The organism is Brevibacillus sp. MS2.2 (genome assembly GCF_013284345.1).
GTDB lineage: Bacteria > Bacillota > Bacilli > Brevibacillales > Brevibacillaceae > Brevibacillus > Brevibacillus brevis_C.
On the sequence record NZ_JABSUZ010000006.1, the window covers coordinates 164,057 to 182,615 of the forward strand.

Sequence of the window (18,559 nt, forward strand, 5' to 3'; positions counted from 1 at the left end):
GGGGAGTGGTAGATTCGTGAAATGGTCAGAAATCAGTATCCATACTACAGCGGAGGCTACGGAGGCGGTGTCAAGCCTCTTGTATGAATTGGGTGCCAATGGTGTCGTAATTGAAGACCCGGAGGTGCTTTATCGTGAGTGGGATACCCCCTTTGGCGAAATCTACCAGCTTTCTCCTGATGATTTTCCGGCCGAGGGCGTATTCGTTAAAGCATACCTGCCGGTTGACAGCAGCGAGCTGCTTGACGTTGTAGAAGAGCTGAAAGAGCAATTGGCGCAGTTGATCGAGTACGGTCTGGATATCGGCAAGGCATCGATTGCCGTAAACGATGTCCACGAAGATGAATGGGCCCACGCCTGGAAAAAATATTACAAACCAGTCCATGTGTCTGATCGCATGACCATCAAGCCAGTATGGGAAGAGTATGAGCCGAAGCATCCAGATGAGATCATTATCGAGATGGACCCAGGTATGGCATTTGGTACAGGTACACATCCGACGACCATCCTTTGTCTGCGTGCACTTGAGAAGTATCTGGCAAAAGGTGATCAAGTGTATGATGTTGGGACAGGCACAGCTATTTTAAGTATTGCAGCTATCAAGCTCGGAGCAAAAGATGTGCTGGCGATGGACTTGGATGAAGTTGCTGTACGCTCCGCACAGGGCAATACCGAACTGAATGGTGTGCATGAGCATATCAACGTGAGACAAAACAACTTGCTCGACGGCATCGAGGAGCAGGTGGAAGTGGTCGTGGCGAACATTTTGGCAGAAGTCATCGTGCGTTTCACCGACGATGTATTCCGCGTGTTAAAGCCAGGTGGCACCTTTATCTCGTCAGGTATTATTGCTGCACGTGAAGCGGATGTAAAAGCGGCATTGGCGGCTTCGGGTCTTGAGGTCGTGGAAACCATTTTCATCGATGACTGGGTAGCAATTGTAGCAAAAAAACGATAGAATAGTGGGGTTGGCGAGATGCAACGATATTTTGTCGAGCCACATTCCTTTACTGAGAATGAGCTAACGATTGTCGGAGACGATGTACACCATATCGTAAATGTAATGCGTGCCAGGGAAGGCGAAGAAATCATCGTTTCTGATGGAGCGGGCAGGTCGGCACGGGCCAAGCTTGTCTATCTTTCTGCCAAGGAAGTACGGGCAGAAGTAATGGAAATGCTCCAAGAAGAACGAGAACTGCCGATCCGGGTCACAATTGGTCAAGGGCTTCCAAAAGGCGAGAAGCTGGAGTGGATTTTGCAAAAGGGGACGGAACTTGGGGCGTACTCTTTTTTCCCGTTTTCTTCTGAGCGAACCATTGTAAAGCTGGACGCCAAAAAAGAAGCGAAAAAACTGGAGCGTTGGCGCAAAATTGTCAAGGAGGCTGCTGAACAGTCTCATCGTGCTGTTTTGCCAGAGCTTTTATCTCCTGTTTCATTTCGTGAGATACTTCAAGCTGGCCAGTCGTATACGCATTGCGCCATTGCCTATGAAAAAGAAGGCAGTACCACGATTCATCAAGTGCTAGAAGAGATGACTGCGGGTGATTCCCTTCTCGTTCTCGTTGGACCGGAGGGAGGCTTCTCTCCTGAGGAAGTGGCCCAAGCAGAGAGCAAAGGGTTCCTGACAGTTTCCCTTGGCCCACGCATTTTGCGCACGGAAACGGCAAGCCAGTACGTTTTGGCCTGCGCTTCCTATCAGTTTGAACGAAAGGCTTCATCACTTCGCAAAGGATGAGCAGGAACGAAGCGGTCATGACCGTTTCGTTGACCGCAAGCGGTCGCATCCACTTTTATGAAAAACGTCGAGACGTTTTTCACGGAAAAGGAGGAATGGCAATGTCTACCGTTGCTTTTCATACATTGGGCTGCAAAGTAAACAGCTATGAAACAGAGGCCATCTGGCAATTGTTCAAGGCAGACGGCTACGAGAGAGTTGACTTTGAACAAGATGATGCAGATGTTTACGTCATTAATACTTGTACGGTTACGAACACGGGAGATAAGAAGAGCCGCCAAGTGATTCGTCGTGCGATTCGCCGTAATCCTGAGGCGATCGTAGCTGTAACTGGCTGCTATGCGCAAACCTCTCCAAGTGAGATTGCGCAAATTCCTGGTGTAGATATCGTAGTTGGTACACAAGGGCGCGAGAAGCTGATCGAGTACGTGGATCAAATTCGTGCAGAACGCACGCCGATCAACGCAGTAGGTAACATTATGAAAGCTCGCGAGTTCGAAGAGCTTGATGTTCCTAACTTTACGGATCGCACACGTGCTTCCCTCAAGATTCAAGAGGGCTGCAACAACTTTTGTACGTTTTGTATTATTCCTTGGGCGCGCGGTCTGATGCGTTCCCGCAAACCGGAAAGTGTCGTTGAACAGGCTCAAAAGCTGGTGGAAGCGGGCTATCTGGAAATCGTTTTGACTGGGATTCATACGGGTGGATACGGCGAGGATTTGGAAGACTACAACTTGGCCAAGCTGTTGATTGACCTTCATCAAGTCGAAGGCCTCAAGCGAATCCGTATTAGTTCGATCGAAGCGAGCCAAATCACCGATGAAGTGATCGAGGTCATCAACAATTCCGATCGTGTCGTGCGCCATCTGCATGTACCGCTGCAAGCGGGAGATGACGAAGTGTTGAAACGCATGCGCCGCAAGTATACGACTGCTGAGTTTTACGAAAGAATGGTCAAAGTACGCGAAGCATTGCCAGGAGCAGCGATTACAACTGATGTCATCGTAGGCTTCCCGGGTGAGACCGAAGAGCAATTCTGGAACGGATACGAGTTTATGAAAAAAATCGGGTTTGCCGAGATGCACGTATTCCCGTACTCCATGCGTACAGGTACACCAGCAGCGCGTATGACGGATCAAATCCCTGAAGAGGAAAAGAACGAGCGCGTAGCGAAGCTTCTGGAGCTCAATCAGGAATTGACCTTGGCATACTCCAAGAAATTCGTAGGGGATGTACTGGAAGTCATTCCGGAGCGTCCGTTTAAGGAAGCACCAGATAGCGGTCTTCTGATGGGCTATTCGGACAACTATCTGAACGTCGTCTTCCCTGGCGATGAGAGCATGATCGGCAAGATTTGCAAGGTCAGACTGGATGAACCAGGCTCGGAATACTGCAAAGGGACTTTTGTTCGCGTAGTGGAAACAGGGGCGCTTCCTTACCTGAAGGAGCGAGCTATATGAGGGAGATATCGGCAGGAGGCGTTGTATACCAGAAGCAAGACACAGAGTACATGCTCCTATTGATTGAAGACCGCTATGGCAAAGTAACACTCGCAAAAGGGAAGCAGGAGATGGGCGAGACCATCGAAGAAACGGCTCTGCGCGAGGTTTTAGAAGAAACAGGCGTAGCAGGACGATTGGGATCCAAGCTCGACATGATCACTTATGTGTATACACATCCAGTGACGGGTGAATCCATCGACAAAGAAGTCCATTATTATTTGGTGGAAGCCTATAACACAGAGATCACCGTGCAGCTAGAAGAAATCAATGATGTTCATTGGCATTCTGCAAAGGAAGCATGGGATTTGCAACTGCAACGAGGATACCGTAACAATGACAGCATTTTTCGCCTTGCATTCGAACAATTAGGGATAGAGGTGTAGTTCTATGAACATGAACAAATATATCGACCACACGCTGTTGAAGCCTGATGCTACACAAGAGATGATTGACAAGCTGTGTGCTGAAGCAAGAGAGCACGACTTCATGTCTGTTTGCGTAAACCCTTATTGGGTAAAACGCTCTGCTGAACTCTTGGCAGGCTCCGATGTGAAAGTGTGCACAGTTATCGGATTCCCTCTGGGAGCGAGCACGATCGAGTCCAAAGCAGCCGAAACCCGCGATGCGATTGCAAACGGAGCGACTGAGGTAGATATGGTACTGAACGTAGGTGCCTTGAAATCTGGCGACCTGGAAACTGTCAAAAAAGACATCGCTGCTGTGAAGCAAGCTGCTGGCGATATTCTCTTGAAAGTGATTCTGGAAACTTGCCTCTTGACCGAAGAAGAAAAAGTAGTTGCATGCAAGCTCTCCGTAGAAGCTGGTGCTGATTACGTAAAAACCTCCACAGGATTTTCAACAGGTGGAGCAACGGTTGAAGATATCGCGCTAATGCGTAAAACCGTAGGACCAAATGTAGGCGTAAAAGCGTCTGGTGGCGTTCGTGACGGCGAAACAGCGGTTGCGATGATCGAAGCAGGCGCGAGCCGTATCGGTACAAGCTCCGGTGTTTCCATTGTAACTGGAGCAAAAACAACAGGCAGCGGATACTAATACGAAAGAAAAGCCTGGCCGAGGTAAGGCCGGGCTTTTTCCGTCCTACATGCTGATGTTCCTATAGAGAGAGGATAGGGAGCGGGGAGGAGATTAGCAAAATGAAATTTGTTAAAGGAATCGTCATCCTGTTGGCTTTTTATGGGGTAGGCGTAGCTGCGAGCAAATGGCTGCATATTCCCCTGCCCGGGAACCTGGTGGGAATGCTGCTGTTAACACTGGGACTGTGTATGGGATGGATACGAATGGATTGGGTGGAACAAGCGGGTACTTTTCTGATCCGACATATGTTGCTCTTTTTCGTACCGATCATCGTCGGAGTTGCTTCCTATTTAAACGTATTCACGCAAAATCCATTGCCAATCATACTATCGATGGTTCTCGGTCCGTTGCTGGTCATGCTTGTGACTGGCGTGGTCGTGCAATGGTATTTGAAGTATCATAAACAAAAATCAGAATCGTCCTTGCAGCAAGAGGGGAGGACTCTGGATGCTTAGTCAATTTCTCGCCATTTTGGTATCCATAGCAGGGTACAAAGGCGCAACAATGATCAACGCTCGATTCCAACGATTGCAGCCTCTCTTGGTGGCTGTAATCTTGGTTTGGACCATGTGGTGGCTGTTTAGTGGTGATTGGGAGGCGTTTGCTGCCGGAGGATCGTGGATTTCCTTTTGGCTCGGCCCTGCAACGGTGGCACTCGCTATTCCACTGGCTAAACAGATCAAGGAGTTTGCTCATATTTGGCGCGGTGTTATGCTTGGTGTATGTGCAGGCTGCGCAGTTGCGATCTTCGTCGTTATGGCGGTTCATTGGTGTCTGGGTTCAGATGAGCTCGTATACAAAAGCATGCTCAGTAAATCTGTGACCACCCCGATTGCGTTGGAGCTGAGTCGGTCCATAGGTGGGGAACCAGCACTTGCAGCCTTTTTTACCGCGCTGACGGGGATGGTCGGTGTGATGATTGCCCGTCCTGTTCTCAAATGGGGAAAAATCAAAGATGATTGGGCAATTGGGATCGCGATCGGTACGAGTGCACACGCCATTGGCACGGCTAGCCTGAACCGTGTTTCTCCTGTTCAAACGGCAGCGTCCAGTGTCGCAATGATCGTGGCAGGCGTCATTACTTCCATCTACTTGATACCATTTTCTTTCTGAAGGTGAGGTCAGTAGGACGACGCTTATCAGGGATTAGCCATTGAATAAACCGAGCTATCTGCGGGACGAATGGCAGCGCGACCAACGAGCAGACGAGATTGAAGATCGTCTGTGAATGAGCGATCTGCATAGCAGGACTATCCGTTAAAAATGCACTGACGAGGGCAAGCTGGGAAAGAAACGGTAAAAAAACAATCGCGCCAGCAACATTGAAGAGCGTATGGCACCATGCGACCTGTTTGGATGCCGTATTCGTGCCAATTGCAGCGATGACAGCGGTAAAGCAAGTTCCGACGTTCGCGCCCAATACGATGGCGAGTGCCGTTTCCATCGAAAGAATTTGATGACTGAGCAGACCCATCGTGATGACGGTCGTAGCGGAACCGCTATGAATGAGAGCGGTGAAAATGATCCCGGTTATCAAACCGATCCAGATGGAATGTCTGCTTTCCAGAAAAAGCGAACGAAACGTCTCAGACTGCTCCAAAGGCTTCGCCATGACTTTCAATGTATCGATACCGAGGAAGATCAGTCCGAAGCCAGCGACGACGAGACCGATGCAACGAATGTTTCGGCGCGGCATCAGCCATAGAGCTACTCCGATGAGAAGCATGGGGATGGCAAAGGACTCGAGCTTGAGCGCAACCAGCTCCGTTGTCACGGTCGTGCCCAGATTGGTTCCCAAAATGATGCCGACGGTTTGCGTGAACTGGATGATGCCTGCGTTCGTCAGCCCAATCGTCAGGACAGTTACCGCACTGGAGCTTTGCAAGACAAAAGTAGCGAAGAGACCAATCCAGAAGCTATGGAGTGGGGTACGAGTAAAGCGCCCCATCCATTCTTCCATTTTTTTGCCGGCGAGGTTTTGAAAGCCGGAGCGCATGGCGTACATACCGAAAAGAAAAAACGTGAGCCCAAATGTAAAAGGGGCGAGGATGGAGACTATCACAAGATACGTTCCTCCCTGTCCATTTTTAGCAAGTTACTATAACGCTATGCCTGTACAAGGGCAAGCATGACAAGAGGAGGAATAGCTGCATGGCACGTGTGCTATTGAATCAACATCGGAAAAAGCGGCTAGAAGTAGGACATCCGTGGATTTTTCAATCAGAGGTATTAGAAATTCAAGGGGATGTAGAACCAGGTGAAATCGTCGAGGTCACCAATCACAAAGGACATTTTTTGGCAAAGGGTTACATCAACCCAGCTTCACAAATGATCGTGCGCATTTTGAGTTACGACCAAAAGGAAGAGATCGACTACGACTTTTTCTTGCGTAAAATCAAGCAGGCGGCAGAATTCCGGACGCGATTTGTGGACAACCCACGAGCTTGCCGCGTCATTTACGGGGAAGCCGACTTTTTGCCAGGACTCATCGTCGACCGCTACGAAGACACATTGGTTGTCCAAGTCCTCTCATTGGGGATGGAGAAGCGCATCGATTGGATTCGGGATGCATTGGTAGAGGTATTTGCACCGACCGGTATTTATTTGCGCAATGATGTACCTGTCCGTGAACTGGAAGGGCTGACACAGGGCAAAGAAGTCCTGTACGGAGAGTGTCCGCGTGAGGTATTGATCGAAGAAAACGGATTGAAATACTATGTGGATATCGTAGAGGGGCAAAAGACCGGCTTCTTCTATGATCAACGGGAAAATCGTGCTTCCATTGCGCCATTGATGAAAGGCTGGGGCGAAAAGCACGGCATAACCCTGACGAGCATGGAGGCAGAAGGCGAGACAAAGCAGGTGCCTGTGGACAAGCGTGGTAAAGTGGTCAAAAATCCGTTTTGGGATGGCGCCGAGGTATTGGAATGCTTTACACATACTGGTTCCTTTACCCTGAATGCTTGCAAACACGGTGCGAAAAAAGTGACAGCCCTCGATATTTCCGATCACGCCATCGAAACAGCGAAGCGAAACATTACACTCAATGGCTTCTTGCATCGCGTTGATTTCGTGGTGGCTAATGCGTTTGATTACTTGCGTGAAAATGTAGAGGCAGGCAAGAGCTGGGATGTGGTCATTCTTGACCCGCCAGCGTTCGCGAAATCCCGTGGAGCAGTGAAGGGCGCTTGCCGCGGTTACAAAGACATTAACTTAAACGGAATGAAGCTCGTCCGTCCAGGTGGATTTCTCGTTACCGCGTCTTGCTCGTACCATATGTCACCTGAGCTGTTCCTGCAAACGATCCAAGAAGCAGCGATCGATGCGAAAAAGATATTGCGCCTGATTGAATGGCGAGGCGCGGGCAAGGATCATCCGCAAATCAGTGGGGCTGATGAGGCTCATTACTTGAAATTTGCCATCTTTGAAGTAAGAGATCGTCGATAGAGAAAAAGAAAAACAGCGTCCGCTTTCATACGGCGCTGTTTTTCTGTTCGGCTTCAGTCTCATTTAAGACTTTGGTTTTTCAAAAATCAATTCGAAGTATTTGGCCAAACCGTCGCCCCCGATGCTTGGAGCAAAGATTTGCACCAAACGCCAGCCTTCCTTGGCGTGCTCGTGGACAACGGTCTGATAATCTTCTTTTGGTTGGCGTCGAAAAGAGGACAGCTCAACTCGGACGAATTTGTATTCAAACATGTTCTTTCCCCCCGCTTGTATCGTCTCTCTTTTTATACGCGCGACGAGCGGAAAGAGTTGCAAAAGAATGTGAATCATTTCGAATAAAGAAATAAGTGCTCATGACAATTGCTTGTCATTTTTTACACGCCTGACGAGGTCGAGAGCCTGCTTGAACCCGAGTTCCTTGCCTAAAAAGACTTGTCCTTCGGCGGGGGTAGAAGCGCGGGCCTGGCTTAAGTTCTGAAGCTCGTGGGTCAAAAGATGCTCGACCAGATATAGCTGTACCTGACCAATTTCGCGTTCGCTTTTCCGATCACGCTCCTTGAATTTAGCCCGCTGCTGACTTTCCTCCACGTACTTGTCAATATCATCCTCCAAAAAATGTGATGCATTGCAGATGATATGGCGGTAGTCATCCGTCTTAGAGGGAATGGTACGGATGGTGTGACCGAGATGGGCAAGGAGAAATTTGTTCAAGACGATTGGGTCGCGGGTGTAGTTATTATGCAGCAGGGAATATTCCCCCAAGAAAGAACCGCTGTCCTTATCATAGCTGTGCAATAAAGTGTAAGAAGAGCAGTACGTGCAGTACAGTAAATAATCTCTCATGGAAATCCCTCCAAAAAATAGCTCCATGACAGGAATTTTATTTATATGGTATGAGAAAAAACGTGAGCAGGTGATACTTGCTTCTCTTGTTTTTGGCGTTTGGTTTGTGTATGCTAAATGACGGGCTCGGCCCGGTAAATAGAGCAGATGTTGGGCTTTTGCATAGCATAGGAGAGAGTAGAAACTGGGTAGACTCTCCGGGTTTCGTACGGAGGGGAAAGGAGCATGACACAGATGGGGAATCAAAAAATTCGACTGGGCATTATTTATGGAGGAAAATCCTCAGAGCATGAAGTTTCATTGCGTACGGCCATGTCCATTATGCAGGCCGTGGATGCAAATAAATATGAGGTAACACCTGTGTACGTTCAATTGGATGGCTCTTGGGTGACTGGAGAAACACTGGCAGGTCAATTGCCGGATAAGATCGAAGCGTTGCGCTTATCGGCAAAAACATCAGTTATTAACGAGGCAACAGAGACAGGGCAAGAGCTGGCAGTAACAAGCAAGCAAGGATCGTTGTTTGCCATGAATGAGCAAATGGATGTTGTTTTCCCTGTGGTTCACGGACCATTTGGCGAAGATGGGACGATTCAAGGATTGTTGGAATTGGCGAATATCCCGTACGTGGGAACCGGAGTAATGGCTTCCGCTGTCGGAATGGATAAATGGATGATGAAGACCGTCTTTGCACAGGCTGGACTTCCGCAAGTGAAATATGTAGGCTTGCTGCGTTCTCAATGGGAAAAAGGCCAGGACGATGTCATGGATCGGATCGAGCGTGAACTCGGCTACCCGTGTTTCGTCAAACCGGCAAATATGGGTTCCAGCGTAGGGATTAATAAAGCGAAAAATCGTGAGGAACTCAAGTACGCATTAGAGGTAGCTGCCAAATTCGACCGCCGATTAATTGTAGAAGAGTTCGTTCAAGTCCGTGAGTTGGAAATTGGTGTTTTGGGGAATGAAGAGCTGATGACTTCTGTCGTTGGGGAAGTCATTGCTGCTAAAGAATTTTACGATTACGAAGCCAAGTACAAGGGGGCGGGAACAGAGCTTTCCATTCCTGCCATCGTTCCCGAGCATGTATCCGAACAAATCGCGGAAATAGCCAAGCAGGCATTCCAAGCACTCGATGGCTCTGGCCTTTCCCGTGTAGACTTTTTCTGGGATGAGAAAAACGACAAACTCTATATCAACGAAGTGAATACGATGCCAGGCTTTACGCCGTTTAGCATGTATCCAATGCTCTTCCAAGCAGCGGGTGTGAGCTACAGCGAGCTGATCGATCGTCTGGTGCAGCTCGCTATCGAGCGACATGCGGATAAAGGTCGCAACGTCGTAGATGCGGAAGAGTTGGATTAATCATGAGAAAAAAGATGCTGATGAATCGGCATCTTTTTTCTTTTTGTGTCGGATGATGGAACTAATTTCTGTCAGACTATCTCTCTTAACTGTACAAGCTAAATATTATCACTTGAAATGAGAATGATAATCGTTTACATTATATATGGGACGTTTTACCAGTTATGTAAGTCACAATGCTTGAAAAAAATTGGATCAAGCAAGAGGAGAGGTAACATGTTCGTAGTCAAGCATATCGCAGAGCATGCAACGATGCAGAGCTTTCTCAATTGTTATCTCCGAGAAACAGGTAAGGGCGAGTGGATCAATCGGAAAGACGAGATTACGAAGCAGCTAACGAAAATCATACAGCCGAGTACAACTGGTACGTACCTTCATTGTGAACTCCCGCAGCAGGGGATTTCCCTCTATGTCGGTGTCAAATATCATTCGGTGACAGGCAGGCATTTGTTTCATTATCCAGCTTGCTACCGAAGTGGTGACTGTACTCGTTTCGTTCAGGCGGACTATTTGACATTAGCGGTTCTTTTGATTAAAGAACTAACGCTTCAGCATGGGGAAAATGCAGTTCCAGATGAATTAGTCTTGCGCATGATTCAAAGCTGCCAAAGCATTGAGAAATTTGTTCGGACTCGCCAAAGTAATGCGGAGATTTTATATGGAGTGGAACAAAGCTTCATCGAAGCAGAGCAGGCGCTTTTATTCGGTCATTTGTTCCATCCAACCCCGAAGAGTCAGCAAGGAATTCCTGAGGCCAAGCAAGCGTTGTATGCACCGGAGTGTTGCGGGAAGTTTCAGCTTCACTTGTTTGCTGCCCATCCGTCGATTGTTCACGAAAAATCTGGGCTAAAAGAATCCGCTACGCAATTACTGAAGGGTGAGTTTCCTTCGATAGCTGATGTCGATCCATCATTTTCAATCGTCCCGATTCATCCGCTTCAAGCAGAATGGTTGCTAGAACAGGTAGCCATACAATCCTTGATCGAGAAAGGGTTGCTTCTTTATCTGGGTCCAGCAGGTGAGGAGTATATGGCAACATCCTCTCTTAGAACGGTTTACCATCCTGAAAAAAAATATATGCTCAAGCTGTCCGTTCCAATCAAAGTTACGAATTCTTTACGGATCAACAAGTTAAGTGAGATGGAGATTGGTTTAGAGGCGAAGCAACTTTTTGAAACAGGGATCGGTGAGGTGAGTCGCAAGTATCCAGGCTTTGGTTTTATCTCTGATCCGGCTTACATCACGATCACGTTGGATCAGGCGGAAGAAACGGGATTTGAAGTAATCCTGCGTGATAATCCCTTTATGGGGAGTAATACAGAGCAAGTCACGCAAATCGCTGCGCTCGTGCAAGATCCACTTCCTGGGTACAAGAGTAGGTTGGCAACGATCATTCACCATCTGGCAAAAAAGGAAGGGAAGGCACTGGAAGTAGTTAGTTTGGAATGGTTTAAGCGCTATGTAGATATTTCATTGAAGCCAATGGTATGGCTCTATCTAAAGTACGGAATCGGCTTGGAGGCCCATCAACAGAATAGTGTTGTCACTCTGAAAGACGGATACCCCGAGCAGTTCTTTTATCGTGATAATCAAGGCTACTATTTCTCAGAATCGATGCAAGAAGTATTAGAGACAGAATTACCTGGGATTGGCAAGGCGAGTAGAAACATTTACAAAGACCATCTTGTAGACGAGCGCATCACCTATTATATGATTTTTAACCATATGTTTGGACTTATTAATGGATTTGGAACGGAAGGATTAATTGATGAACAAATCTTATTGGCAGAGATGCATGAGGTTTTGACGGAGTTTTTACCTATGAATCGAGAGGCGTCGAAGTTTCTGGAGAATCTACTCACTCGCGAACAGCTTCCGTGTAAGGCGAATCTGCTCACGCGCTTCTATGATCTGGATGAATTAACCCAACCGGAAGAGAGATCATCTGTTTTTGTTTACATAGATAATCCTTTAGCAAAAGTAAAGCAGACCGAAAAGGCTGAGCTGCATGCTTTTGGATAGCTTACTAGCATCTAGCTTGAAGAGATTTGGAGGATAAGGTATGGAGTTAACAACACAAGATTTCTCGATTGAAGAGGCACTTCACTCGACACAGTATGTGCAGGTGAGAAGAAGGGTGTTTCGACAATGTATCGAGTCTTTGTTATATGAGGGGATTTTGATTCCTGAGACCATCCAAGAGGATGAAGAGACGATTTACATCCTACATGGGCTTGATGAGGGGGATCTGCCTGTTCGCTATCGCTGCCAAGGGCGGAGGAGTGCGAGTTTTGGTCTTGTTCGTTTAGGGAAGGACCCTGTTACTCGTGTTGTTTATGATCAAAGCGGAGTTGCACAGAAAGAATCCGAAGCGATATCTCTCACTCGTTTTTTAGTGGAAGTCTTCCGAATGAATACCGTAGATGAACAAAGACTGAAGCTATTTGCCAATGATTTAGAACAAACCTTGTTAAAGGATACATTGTCCCAATACTATCGGGTACAAAATGATATTCGAATGCAGGGCAAATCGTACGATGAGCTGGAAGGTGATCTGATGGACGGTCACCCTTACCACCCTAGCTATAAATCACGTGTTGGATTTACCTACGTAGATCATTTTGCCTATGGTCCTGAATTTAAGCAGGAAGTTCATTTTCTTTGGTTAGCGATACATAAGCAATATTCTCAAGTGTCCATTGATCAAGACAGAAATTTCGATGACCTTCTTTTGGAAGAAATAGGCCAGGAACAAAAAGAAGTGTTTCAACAAATCATCATCAATCATGGATGCGCTCCTGATCAGTATGCCTTCGTGCCTGTCCATCCTTGGCAGTGGCGTAATCATATCGTGCCTGGATTCCTGGACGATATCCATCGCAAAGAGATCATTGTGCTAGGCGTAGGCTCTGATGGTCATCGTCCACAACAATCCATCCGCACCTTTGCTAACAAAAGTAATCCGCATAAACCGTATCTGAAACTCTCGATCAACGTAGTGAATACTTCAGCGCCACGTCATCTTACTCCCCATTCATTGGCAAGTGCCCCCATTGTTTCGAGGTGGCTCAAGGAGATTACGGATGCAGATTCGTATTTACGAGACGTGCAAAAGGTGATCATGCTTCAAGAGTTTGCGGCAGTGGCATACGATCCTCCCCCTGCTTCTGAACTGATGGAAATGGTTACATTCGGGGTAATTGGGTGCATGTGGAGAGAAAGTCTCATCCCTCATCTCGAAGCGGGAGAAGAGGCGGTTCCTTATAACGTATTAGCGGCAGTAGAGGTGGATGGGGTGCCATTCATTGATCGTTGGATTCGTGAGCAAGGGCTAGAGAATTGGCTTGCACGATTATTGGAAAGCAGTGTATTGCCAGTCGTTCATATTCTTGTGAAACACGGAATTGCCATGGAAACCCACGCACAGAATATGATCTTGGTGCATCGGGAGGGTGTACCTTCTCGGGTCGCATTGAAGGATTTTCATGAAGATTTGATTTTTTGCCAACCGTTCTTGAGTGAGCCAGACAAATGCCCGAACTTTGCGGAAGTGCATGAATATTACGCAACGAAGCCCGATGATGTGATGTTTCACATGAATGAAACATCGACAGTCAGAGATTTGACTTTGGAGACTTTATTTCTGATCAATCTGGGCCAATTAGCACGGCTATTAGAGGAACACTACGGATATACCGAAGAGCAATTCTGGGAGATGGCCGTTAAGGTATTGGAGGGTCATCAGCAACGATTCCCGGAATTGGCGGAGCGATTTACGCGATTTGATCTGTTTGTTCCAAGCGTGCAGGTAGAGAAATTGACCAAGAAAAAGCTATATACAACAAGCGAGAACTATCATTTACATGAAGTTCCCAATCCTTTGTTCGAGGCAAGAAAAAGGCTTCATTCCATGGCTGTGGGAGGTTACTAGCATGTTCATTGTGAATCAAAATGAGATTTCTGTGCATGAGATGGAGAGACATAAGCAAGGATTCGAAAGCATGGATCATTTTCGACAGCCGGAAGGAAAGAGGTACGCCGTCTGCATAGCTGACCCACTTGACGTGATTAGTCTTGTTCAATATTTACGTGAGCATAATGCCTCCGTGCTGTTAATTCACGGAGAAACTCCGATGGAAACAGCCTATCAGATGGCAGTGAAAGCAAGATGTTATGGGCTTGTTTATCAGGAGACAAAGCACTTCTTGTCCATCACAGATAAACAACAGAGTGAGAAACCATCGCTCTACCAATATAGCTCAGGTACTACAGGCGACGCGAAGCTGATCGGGAGAAGCTGGGATGATATCCAAACAGAAATTCATGCCTACAACCAGTTGTTTCAGGGAGAGGAAGCATTAATCCCGATTGTGCTGGCATCGGTGACACATTCGTATGGATTGATATGTGGAGTTTTGGCAGCACTGGAGCGGGGAAGCAAGCCTTCGATTGTAACGCACAAAAATCCGAAGTTTGCTTTGCAAGTGATTCAAGGTACTCCCCGGCATATTGTGTATGGTCTGCCAGTCTTTTATCACATCCTATCAAGCTTTACACGAGAACAGGTACGCTTTCACCGGTTAATGACATCTGGAGCTCCGATGCCAGAAGGCTTGTTTCTAAAGCTGCAAGGCATGAGCGACACCTTGATGCAACAATATGGATGCTCCGAGGCGGGGTGCGTCAGTATGAGTAAACAAATGCGGTCGCATACAGATCTGGGTGTTCCCCTGTCCCATGTAACAATGACAGCAGGTGAAAAGGAAGAACAACCCGGTGAAATAAAGATTTGGAGCGGACAGAACGAAATAGCGACGCAGGATTTAGGTTTCTGGACAGAAGAAGGACATATTCAATTTGTATCCAGGATGGATGATGTGATTAACGTTTCTGGCTTAAAGGTATTTCCTTTGGAGGTCGAGGACGTCATTTTGAAAATGAGTGGGACGAAAGAAGTGGTTGTGTATCGTGGGCGTCATCCGGTCATGGGGGAAATTGTAAAGGCGCAGGTTATTACCGAGGGAGGAACTACTCCTGAACAAATCAGGGAATGGTGCCAAGATCGTTTGCCAGGCTATAAAGTCCCATTCGAAATCCAATGTGTGACGAGCATTCCTAAGACAGCCACAGGAAAAATCAGCCGTCGATTATTAGAAATGGAGACGATCAGCAAATGACACGAACAGAAAGAATCGAGCAAATCCATACGATCATGACCGAAAAATTAAAATTATCGCATATCCTCCCGCTAGAGGAGTCCATGCGATTGAATGAGGATCTACATATTGATTCGATTATGCTATTGCAACTGATTGTTTATATCGAGGAAGATTTGAATTTGGTAGTTCCTGCTCACGAGTTAGATCCACGAATCTTCCAAACGGTTGGATCACTCCTTACTTTTGTTGAACAGCTAGAACCGCAGCATGTATCGAATTAGCGTCTATACAAACACCGAGTGGGGGATACAGAATGGTTAAGGTCCATTGCATTATTTCATGCCTATGCGAAGTGATTAAGCGCCGCACAAAGATTGATTATCGTCCCTATTATTTTGGCATTTGGGATGCCGAGTACTCCATAACGGATCAAGGCGTGGTCACCTATTACATTGATAACCATGAGGAGATTATCAAGGGATATGAACGACTTTTCCGAGCGAAAGTAACAGAATGGTATGATCATTCCCAAGATAAAGCCTCCAATCTGGACATGTTCTTAGAGCTCATTGATAAGCGTACCGAGGATCAGTTTGTCCTTGTTCAGATAGACATGTCACTGGTTCCAGAGCGAGATAATAAATTTGCGTTGAAGCCATTCCCGCATTTTTTGATGATTTCAAAGACGGAGAACGAAGATGAGTGGTTTATGTTTGACCCGGATTTTCGTTGGGAGGGCAATGTGAAGAAGGAGACGGTGATCAAAGCCTTCTTGGAAAATCCGTTTGGTGGCGGCTTTATGGTGGATGCGAGTAAAATTAAGGAACCAACCTATGAAATGATCCACGACTATTTCTACGATGCACTCAAACGTGATCATAATCCATTTACCCTTGAATTGAAGCAATTGATTACAGACATGGCAGAAGGGCGCAATGGATACAACTTGGACATGCTGCTCCCGGCAGTGACTCAGGTGAAGGTGATTGCGATCCGTAAATACAGCTACGAGTATGCATTCCTATATCTGCAAGATTATTTGCAATACCATCGTGATGAGTTTTTGCGCATCGCCTATAAAGTGGAGGACATCTACCAAGGGTTTACGACAGCTCAGTACTTGTCAGTCAAAATGGCGATGACCAAGAATATGGCGTTGTTACCTCCGATTATCGAAGCGTTAGAAGAGATTGATCTGATTGAACTTGAAGTGAAAAAAGAGTTGGAGCGTCAGTTTGTTTTGTGGACCCAAATGGATAAAAGTCTCGTCACTGTAGACGAAAAAGGGTGGAGGTAAAGTCAAATGAAACTCTCATTGTGCACAATCACTTTTCGCCACCAGTTAATTTCGTTAGCACAAATTGTCCAGTTTGCTCATCGTCATCATTTTGATGGAATCGAGTTATGGGGAACCCACGCCCAACATCTGTACGATCATGATCGATTAGAGATGGAGGAGCAGGTAAAGTTGGTCAGGGATCAAGGCATGAGTATCTCCATGCTTAGTGATTATTTGGATATTGCTACTTCATCTGGTTTTCAGCGTACACTGGAAAAAGCAAAAAGACTCATTTCACTGGCGAAATGGCTACATGTAAAGCAAATCAGGACGTTTGCTGGACAGAAGGCGAGTCAAGAAGTTGGGCCAGAAGAGCGGGCGCGCTATGTGCATCATCTGCAAATCTTATGTAAGATGTGTCAAGAGCACGGGATTCAGCTTTTGGTCGAAACACATCCAAACACGCTCACGGATTCTATGAGTTCTACACTTGCTTTGTTGCAGGAAGTCAATCATCCTGCACTAAAAGTTAATCTTGATTTTCTTCATGTCTGGGAATCAGGTGCTGATCCAATCGACGCGTACGAGCAATTGAGACCGTGGGTAGCTCATTATCATTTGAAAAATATTTCCTCACCGAATCATCTGCCAGTATTCGCTCCACATAATGTATATGCCCCTAACGGCGATCGTGAGGGAATGGTACTGCTCGGTGAAGGTGTTGTAGATTATGGGCCTATTTTAGAAAAGATTGCGGAAACGGATTATTTTGCATCTATTGAATGGTTTGGTCAGAGTCCACAGCGTGTATTAGCTGAAGAGGTAGAGTGGTTGCGGAAGGCAATGATGGTTCGTGCGTAAGTGAAAAAGGTCGGAGGCGCAGGGGTGCTTCCGCCCTTTTTTTCGTGTAAAAAGAAACCAAGTGCTTCTAGCGAGCGTCTACGTTATTGATAACTTATTCGGGAGGACCCTTGATGAAAAAGTCCTTATTGCTCTCATGCCTGCTGATTTCCTTGCTGGGCATCCTTGTACCTGGACAAATCAATGCCGCTGCTCCTGCGAAGGCAGACCCTCGTAAGCCAGAGCCGGTCGTCATCTATCAAGTAACGGTAGATGGAAAAGTGACAAAAACCGTTACGAACATGCCCTTGATCCACCGGGCGAGCATGTCGCCATCGGGCAGGTTTGTATACGGTGAGCGGATCGGATATGGGAAGACAGACCGAACCATACCGTACTTGTACGATATGCAAACAAAAAAGATGACGCAGCTATCCGGCTATGGCAAATGGTCACCGAAGCAGGACGCGCTCTACATTCGTGAAAATGGCGGTATCGTGAAGCTCAATCTGCCAGACGGCAAAAAAACGGTACTCGTTCCGGCAGCAGCTCAGTATCCTGTCCTTGATTTTTCCGTTTCACCGGATGAACAGTACATGGTGTTCACCCGGATGGACATGCTCTCTTCCAATTCCAAAGCAAGCGGTCACCTGATCTTGCAGCACCTGCCTACACTCAAAATGAAAAAGAATGACCAGTATGAATGGCCAAGTGGAACGGAAGAAGAAATGTATTACTGGGTGCCGACTTCAAAAAAGCTATTTTACAAAACGCAAACCGCAATCAAGGAGTTAGACTTACCGACTGGTCTGAAATACGATCACCAAATGACGGCATTCCCTTCTTACTCCAACGATATGAAGTACCGTTACATGCGAACCACTACAGAAGAATACATGCTGGATTTGCAGACAGGGAAAAAAGTCAATTTGAAGGATTCCGTGTTCACTGAGAGCTACTTGGACAAGATTGTTTGGTCGCCATCAGGAAGTCAGATGGCAGTAGAACAACACTCTCGTACTTCCAATTCTCAAGATTCCTATATGTACATTCAATCATGCAAGCAGGTCACGAAATGCGGTTATTCATTCGGCTCTCCTGACAAGGGAATGCCTGGCTATTATCACTTAAGTGACAATCATCGTATCATCGGCTGGGCAAAGGACGGGAAGTCGTACTATGTAGCTGATCTCGCATCGATCCACTATAGTGCTTTTCCGCCTGAAAAGTTGGGTCCTTCCAACAATGTCATTGAACTGCGATGATTGCTCAATCGAAATCCGCCAAAACGGAAGAG

19 protein-coding genes are annotated in these 18,559 nt (G+C 46.8%); 16 read left to right on the forward strand and 3 right to left on the reverse strand.

The features are described from left to right. The first annotated feature begins 16 nt into the window (after positions 1–16). The 7 genes from prmA to HP568_RS07720 all read left to right on the forward strand — a co-directional run bounded on the left by prmA (position 17) and on the right by HP568_RS07720 (position 5,445). Complete coding sequence (gene prmA / locus HP568_RS07690; protein WP_173628780.1) at positions 17–958, forward strand: 50S ribosomal protein L11 methyltransferase; 942 nt, start codon at positions 17–19, stop codon at positions 956–958. A gap of 18 nt (positions 959–976) precedes the next feature. After that, positions 977–1,735, forward strand: coding sequence for a 16S rRNA (uracil(1498)-N(3))-methyltransferase (locus HP568_RS07695; RefSeq protein ID WP_173628781.1), 759 nt, complete (start codon positions 977–979; stop codon positions 1,733–1,735). 101 nt (positions 1,736–1,836) lie between these two features. Then, positions 1,837–3,195 (forward strand): tRNA (N(6)-L-threonylcarbamoyladenosine(37)-C(2))-methylthiotransferase MtaB, encoded by a 1,359-nt coding sequence (gene mtaB, locus HP568_RS07700; RefSeq protein WP_048032268.1) that lies wholly within the window; start codon positions 1,837–1,839, stop codon positions 3,193–3,195. Next, positions 3,192–3,620: an NUDIX hydrolase gene (locus HP568_RS07705; protein ID WP_017247721.1), complete on the forward strand. Its 429-nt coding sequence runs from the start codon at positions 3,192–3,194 to the stop codon at positions 3,618–3,620. The genes mtaB and HP568_RS07705 overlap by 4 nt, the downstream gene beginning before the upstream one ends. Positions 3,621–3,624: 4 nt before the next feature. Continuing rightward, the gene (gene deoC, locus HP568_RS07710; RefSeq protein ID WP_048032270.1) at positions 3,625–4,290 is read left to right on the forward strand and encodes a deoxyribose-phosphate aldolase; all 666 of its coding nucleotides are present in this window, start codon (positions 3,625–3,627) and stop codon (positions 4,288–4,290) included. A 101-nt stretch (positions 4,291–4,391) separates the two neighbouring features. After that, positions 4,392–4,787 (forward strand): CidA/LrgA family protein, encoded by a 396-nt coding sequence (locus tag HP568_RS07715; RefSeq protein ID WP_048032271.1) that lies wholly within the window; start codon positions 4,392–4,394, stop codon positions 4,785–4,787. Further along, on the forward strand, positions 4,780–5,445 hold the full coding sequence (locus HP568_RS07720; protein WP_173628782.1) for an LrgB family protein: 666 nt from the start codon (positions 4,780–4,782) through the stop codon (positions 5,443–5,445). Before HP568_RS07715 ends, HP568_RS07720 begins: the two co-directional genes overlap by 8 nt. Here the strand turns inward: HP568_RS07720 and HP568_RS07725 are convergent. Then, positions 5,411–6,394, reverse strand: coding sequence for a Na/Pi cotransporter family protein (locus tag HP568_RS07725; protein WP_048032273.1), 984 nt, complete (start codon positions 6,392–6,394; stop codon positions 5,411–5,413). The genes HP568_RS07720 and HP568_RS07725 overlap by 35 nt on opposite strands. An 89-nt stretch (positions 6,395–6,483) precedes the next feature. On the opposite strand from HP568_RS07725, the gene HP568_RS07730 reads away from it, so the two are divergent. Beyond that, positions 6,484–7,779: a class I SAM-dependent rRNA methyltransferase gene (locus HP568_RS07730; protein WP_173628783.1), complete on the forward strand. Its 1,296-nt coding sequence runs from the start codon at positions 6,484–6,486 to the stop codon at positions 7,777–7,779. 63 nt (positions 7,780–7,842) lie between these two features. Here the strand turns inward: HP568_RS07730 and HP568_RS07735 are convergent, their stop codons facing one another. Together HP568_RS07735 and HP568_RS07740 are read right to left on the reverse strand one after the other, a co-directional pair. Beyond that, on the reverse strand, positions 7,843–8,031 hold the full coding sequence (locus HP568_RS07735) for a DUF4177 domain-containing protein (protein ID WP_048032275.1): 189 nt from the start codon (positions 8,029–8,031) through the stop codon (positions 7,843–7,845). Positions 8,032–8,130: 99 nt separating this feature from the next. Further along, positions 8,131–8,622 (reverse strand): hypothetical protein, encoded by a 492-nt coding sequence (locus HP568_RS07740; protein WP_048032276.1) that lies wholly within the window; start codon positions 8,620–8,622, stop codon positions 8,131–8,133. A gap of 234 nt (positions 8,623–8,856) precedes the next feature. Between HP568_RS07740 and HP568_RS07745 the strand changes: the two genes are divergently transcribed. From HP568_RS07745 to HP568_RS07780, 8 genes are all read left to right on the forward strand, one after another. Further along, entirely contained in the window at positions 8,857–9,984 is a 1,128-nt protein-coding gene (locus HP568_RS07745) for a D-alanine--D-alanine ligase (RefSeq protein WP_173628784.1), read from the forward strand. 216 nt (positions 9,985–10,200) lie between these two features. Beyond that, the gene (locus HP568_RS07750) at positions 10,201–12,006 is read left to right on the forward strand and encodes an IucA/IucC family protein (protein ID WP_173628785.1); all 1,806 of its coding nucleotides are present in this window, start codon (positions 10,201–10,203) and stop codon (positions 12,004–12,006) included. Between the two features lie 40 nt (positions 12,007–12,046). Continuing rightward, on the forward strand, positions 12,047–13,915 hold the full coding sequence (locus HP568_RS07755; RefSeq protein ID WP_173628786.1) for an IucA/IucC family protein: 1,869 nt from the start codon (positions 12,047–12,049) through the stop codon (positions 13,913–13,915). Position 13,916: 1 nt separating this feature from the next. Further along, positions 13,917–15,161, forward strand: a complete 1,245-nt coding sequence (locus tag HP568_RS07760; protein WP_048032279.1) for an AMP-binding protein — start codon at positions 13,917–13,919, stop codon at positions 15,159–15,161. Next, positions 15,158–15,424, forward strand: a complete 267-nt coding sequence (gene asbD / locus HP568_RS07765; protein WP_173628787.1) for a petrobactin biosynthesis protein AsbD — start codon at positions 15,158–15,160, stop codon at positions 15,422–15,424. The genes HP568_RS07760 and asbD overlap by 4 nt, the downstream gene beginning before the upstream one ends. A 32-nt stretch (positions 15,425–15,456) precedes the next feature. Next, a complete protein-coding gene (locus HP568_RS07770) occupies positions 15,457–16,440 on the forward strand; it encodes a DUF6005 family protein (protein WP_173628788.1) in 984 nt (327 codons plus the stop codon). Positions 16,441–16,446: 6 nt separating this feature from the next. Next, positions 16,447–17,283 (forward strand): sugar phosphate isomerase/epimerase family protein, encoded by an 837-nt coding sequence (locus tag HP568_RS07775; RefSeq protein ID WP_048032282.1) that lies wholly within the window; start codon positions 16,447–16,449, stop codon positions 17,281–17,283. A gap of 113 nt (positions 17,284–17,396) precedes the next feature. After that, positions 17,397–18,527, forward strand: a complete 1,131-nt coding sequence (locus HP568_RS07780; RefSeq protein ID WP_173628789.1) for a TolB-like translocation protein — start codon at positions 17,397–17,399, stop codon at positions 18,525–18,527. Positions 18,528–18,559: the final 32 nt, after the last annotated feature.

Excerpts from the sequence above, each read along its gene's own strand:
- HP568_RS07760 (WP_048032279.1), top strand. The coding sequence starts at position 13,917 with ATGTTCATTGTGAATCAAAATGAGATTTCTGTGCATGAGATGGAGAGA.
- HP568_RS07745 (WP_173628784.1), top strand. The coding sequence starts at position 8,857 with ATGGGGAATCAAAAAATTCGACTGGGCATTATTTATGGAGGAAAATCC.
- HP568_RS07695 (WP_173628781.1), top strand. The coding sequence starts at position 977 with ATGCAACGATATTTTGTCGAGCCACATTCCTTTACTGAGAATGAGCTA.
- mtaB (WP_048032268.1), top strand. The coding sequence starts at position 1,837 with ATGTCTACCGTTGCTTTTCATACATTGGGCTGCAAAGTAAACAGCTAT.
- HP568_RS07735 (WP_048032275.1), bottom strand. The coding sequence starts at position 8,031 with ATGTTTGAATACAAATTCGTCCGAGTTGAGCTGTCCTCTTTTCGACGC.
- HP568_RS07730 (WP_173628783.1), top strand. The coding sequence starts at position 6,484 with ATGGCACGTGTGCTATTGAATCAACATCGGAAAAAGCGGCTAGAAGTA.
- HP568_RS07755 (WP_173628786.1), top strand. The coding sequence starts at position 12,047 with ATGGAGTTAACAACACAAGATTTCTCGATTGAAGAGGCACTTCACTCG.
- HP568_RS07715 (WP_048032271.1), top strand. The coding sequence starts at position 4,392 with ATGAAATTTGTTAAAGGAATCGTCATCCTGTTGGCTTTTTATGGGGTA.
- HP568_RS07775 (WP_048032282.1), top strand. The coding sequence starts at position 16,447 with ATGAAACTCTCATTGTGCACAATCACTTTTCGCCACCAGTTAATTTCG.
- HP568_RS07780 (WP_173628789.1), top strand. The coding sequence starts at position 17,397 with ATGAAAAAGTCCTTATTGCTCTCATGCCTGCTGATTTCCTTGCTGGGC.
- HP568_RS07720 (WP_173628782.1), top strand. The coding sequence starts at position 4,780 with ATGCTTAGTCAATTTCTCGCCATTTTGGTATCCATAGCAGGGTACAAA.
- HP568_RS07740 (WP_048032276.1), bottom strand. The coding sequence starts at position 8,622 with ATGAGAGATTATTTACTGTACTGCACGTACTGCTCTTCTTACACTTTA.
- HP568_RS07705 (WP_017247721.1), top strand. The coding sequence starts at position 3,192 with ATGAGGGAGATATCGGCAGGAGGCGTTGTATACCAGAAGCAAGACACA.
- HP568_RS07770 (WP_173628788.1), top strand. The coding sequence starts at position 15,457 with ATGGTTAAGGTCCATTGCATTATTTCATGCCTATGCGAAGTGATTAAG.
- asbD (WP_173628787.1), top strand. The coding sequence starts at position 15,158 with ATGACACGAACAGAAAGAATCGAGCAAATCCATACGATCATGACCGAA.
- HP568_RS07750 (WP_173628785.1), top strand. The coding sequence starts at position 10,201 with ATGTTCGTAGTCAAGCATATCGCAGAGCATGCAACGATGCAGAGCTTT.
- deoC (WP_048032270.1), top strand. The coding sequence starts at position 3,625 with ATGAACATGAACAAATATATCGACCACACGCTGTTGAAGCCTGATGCT.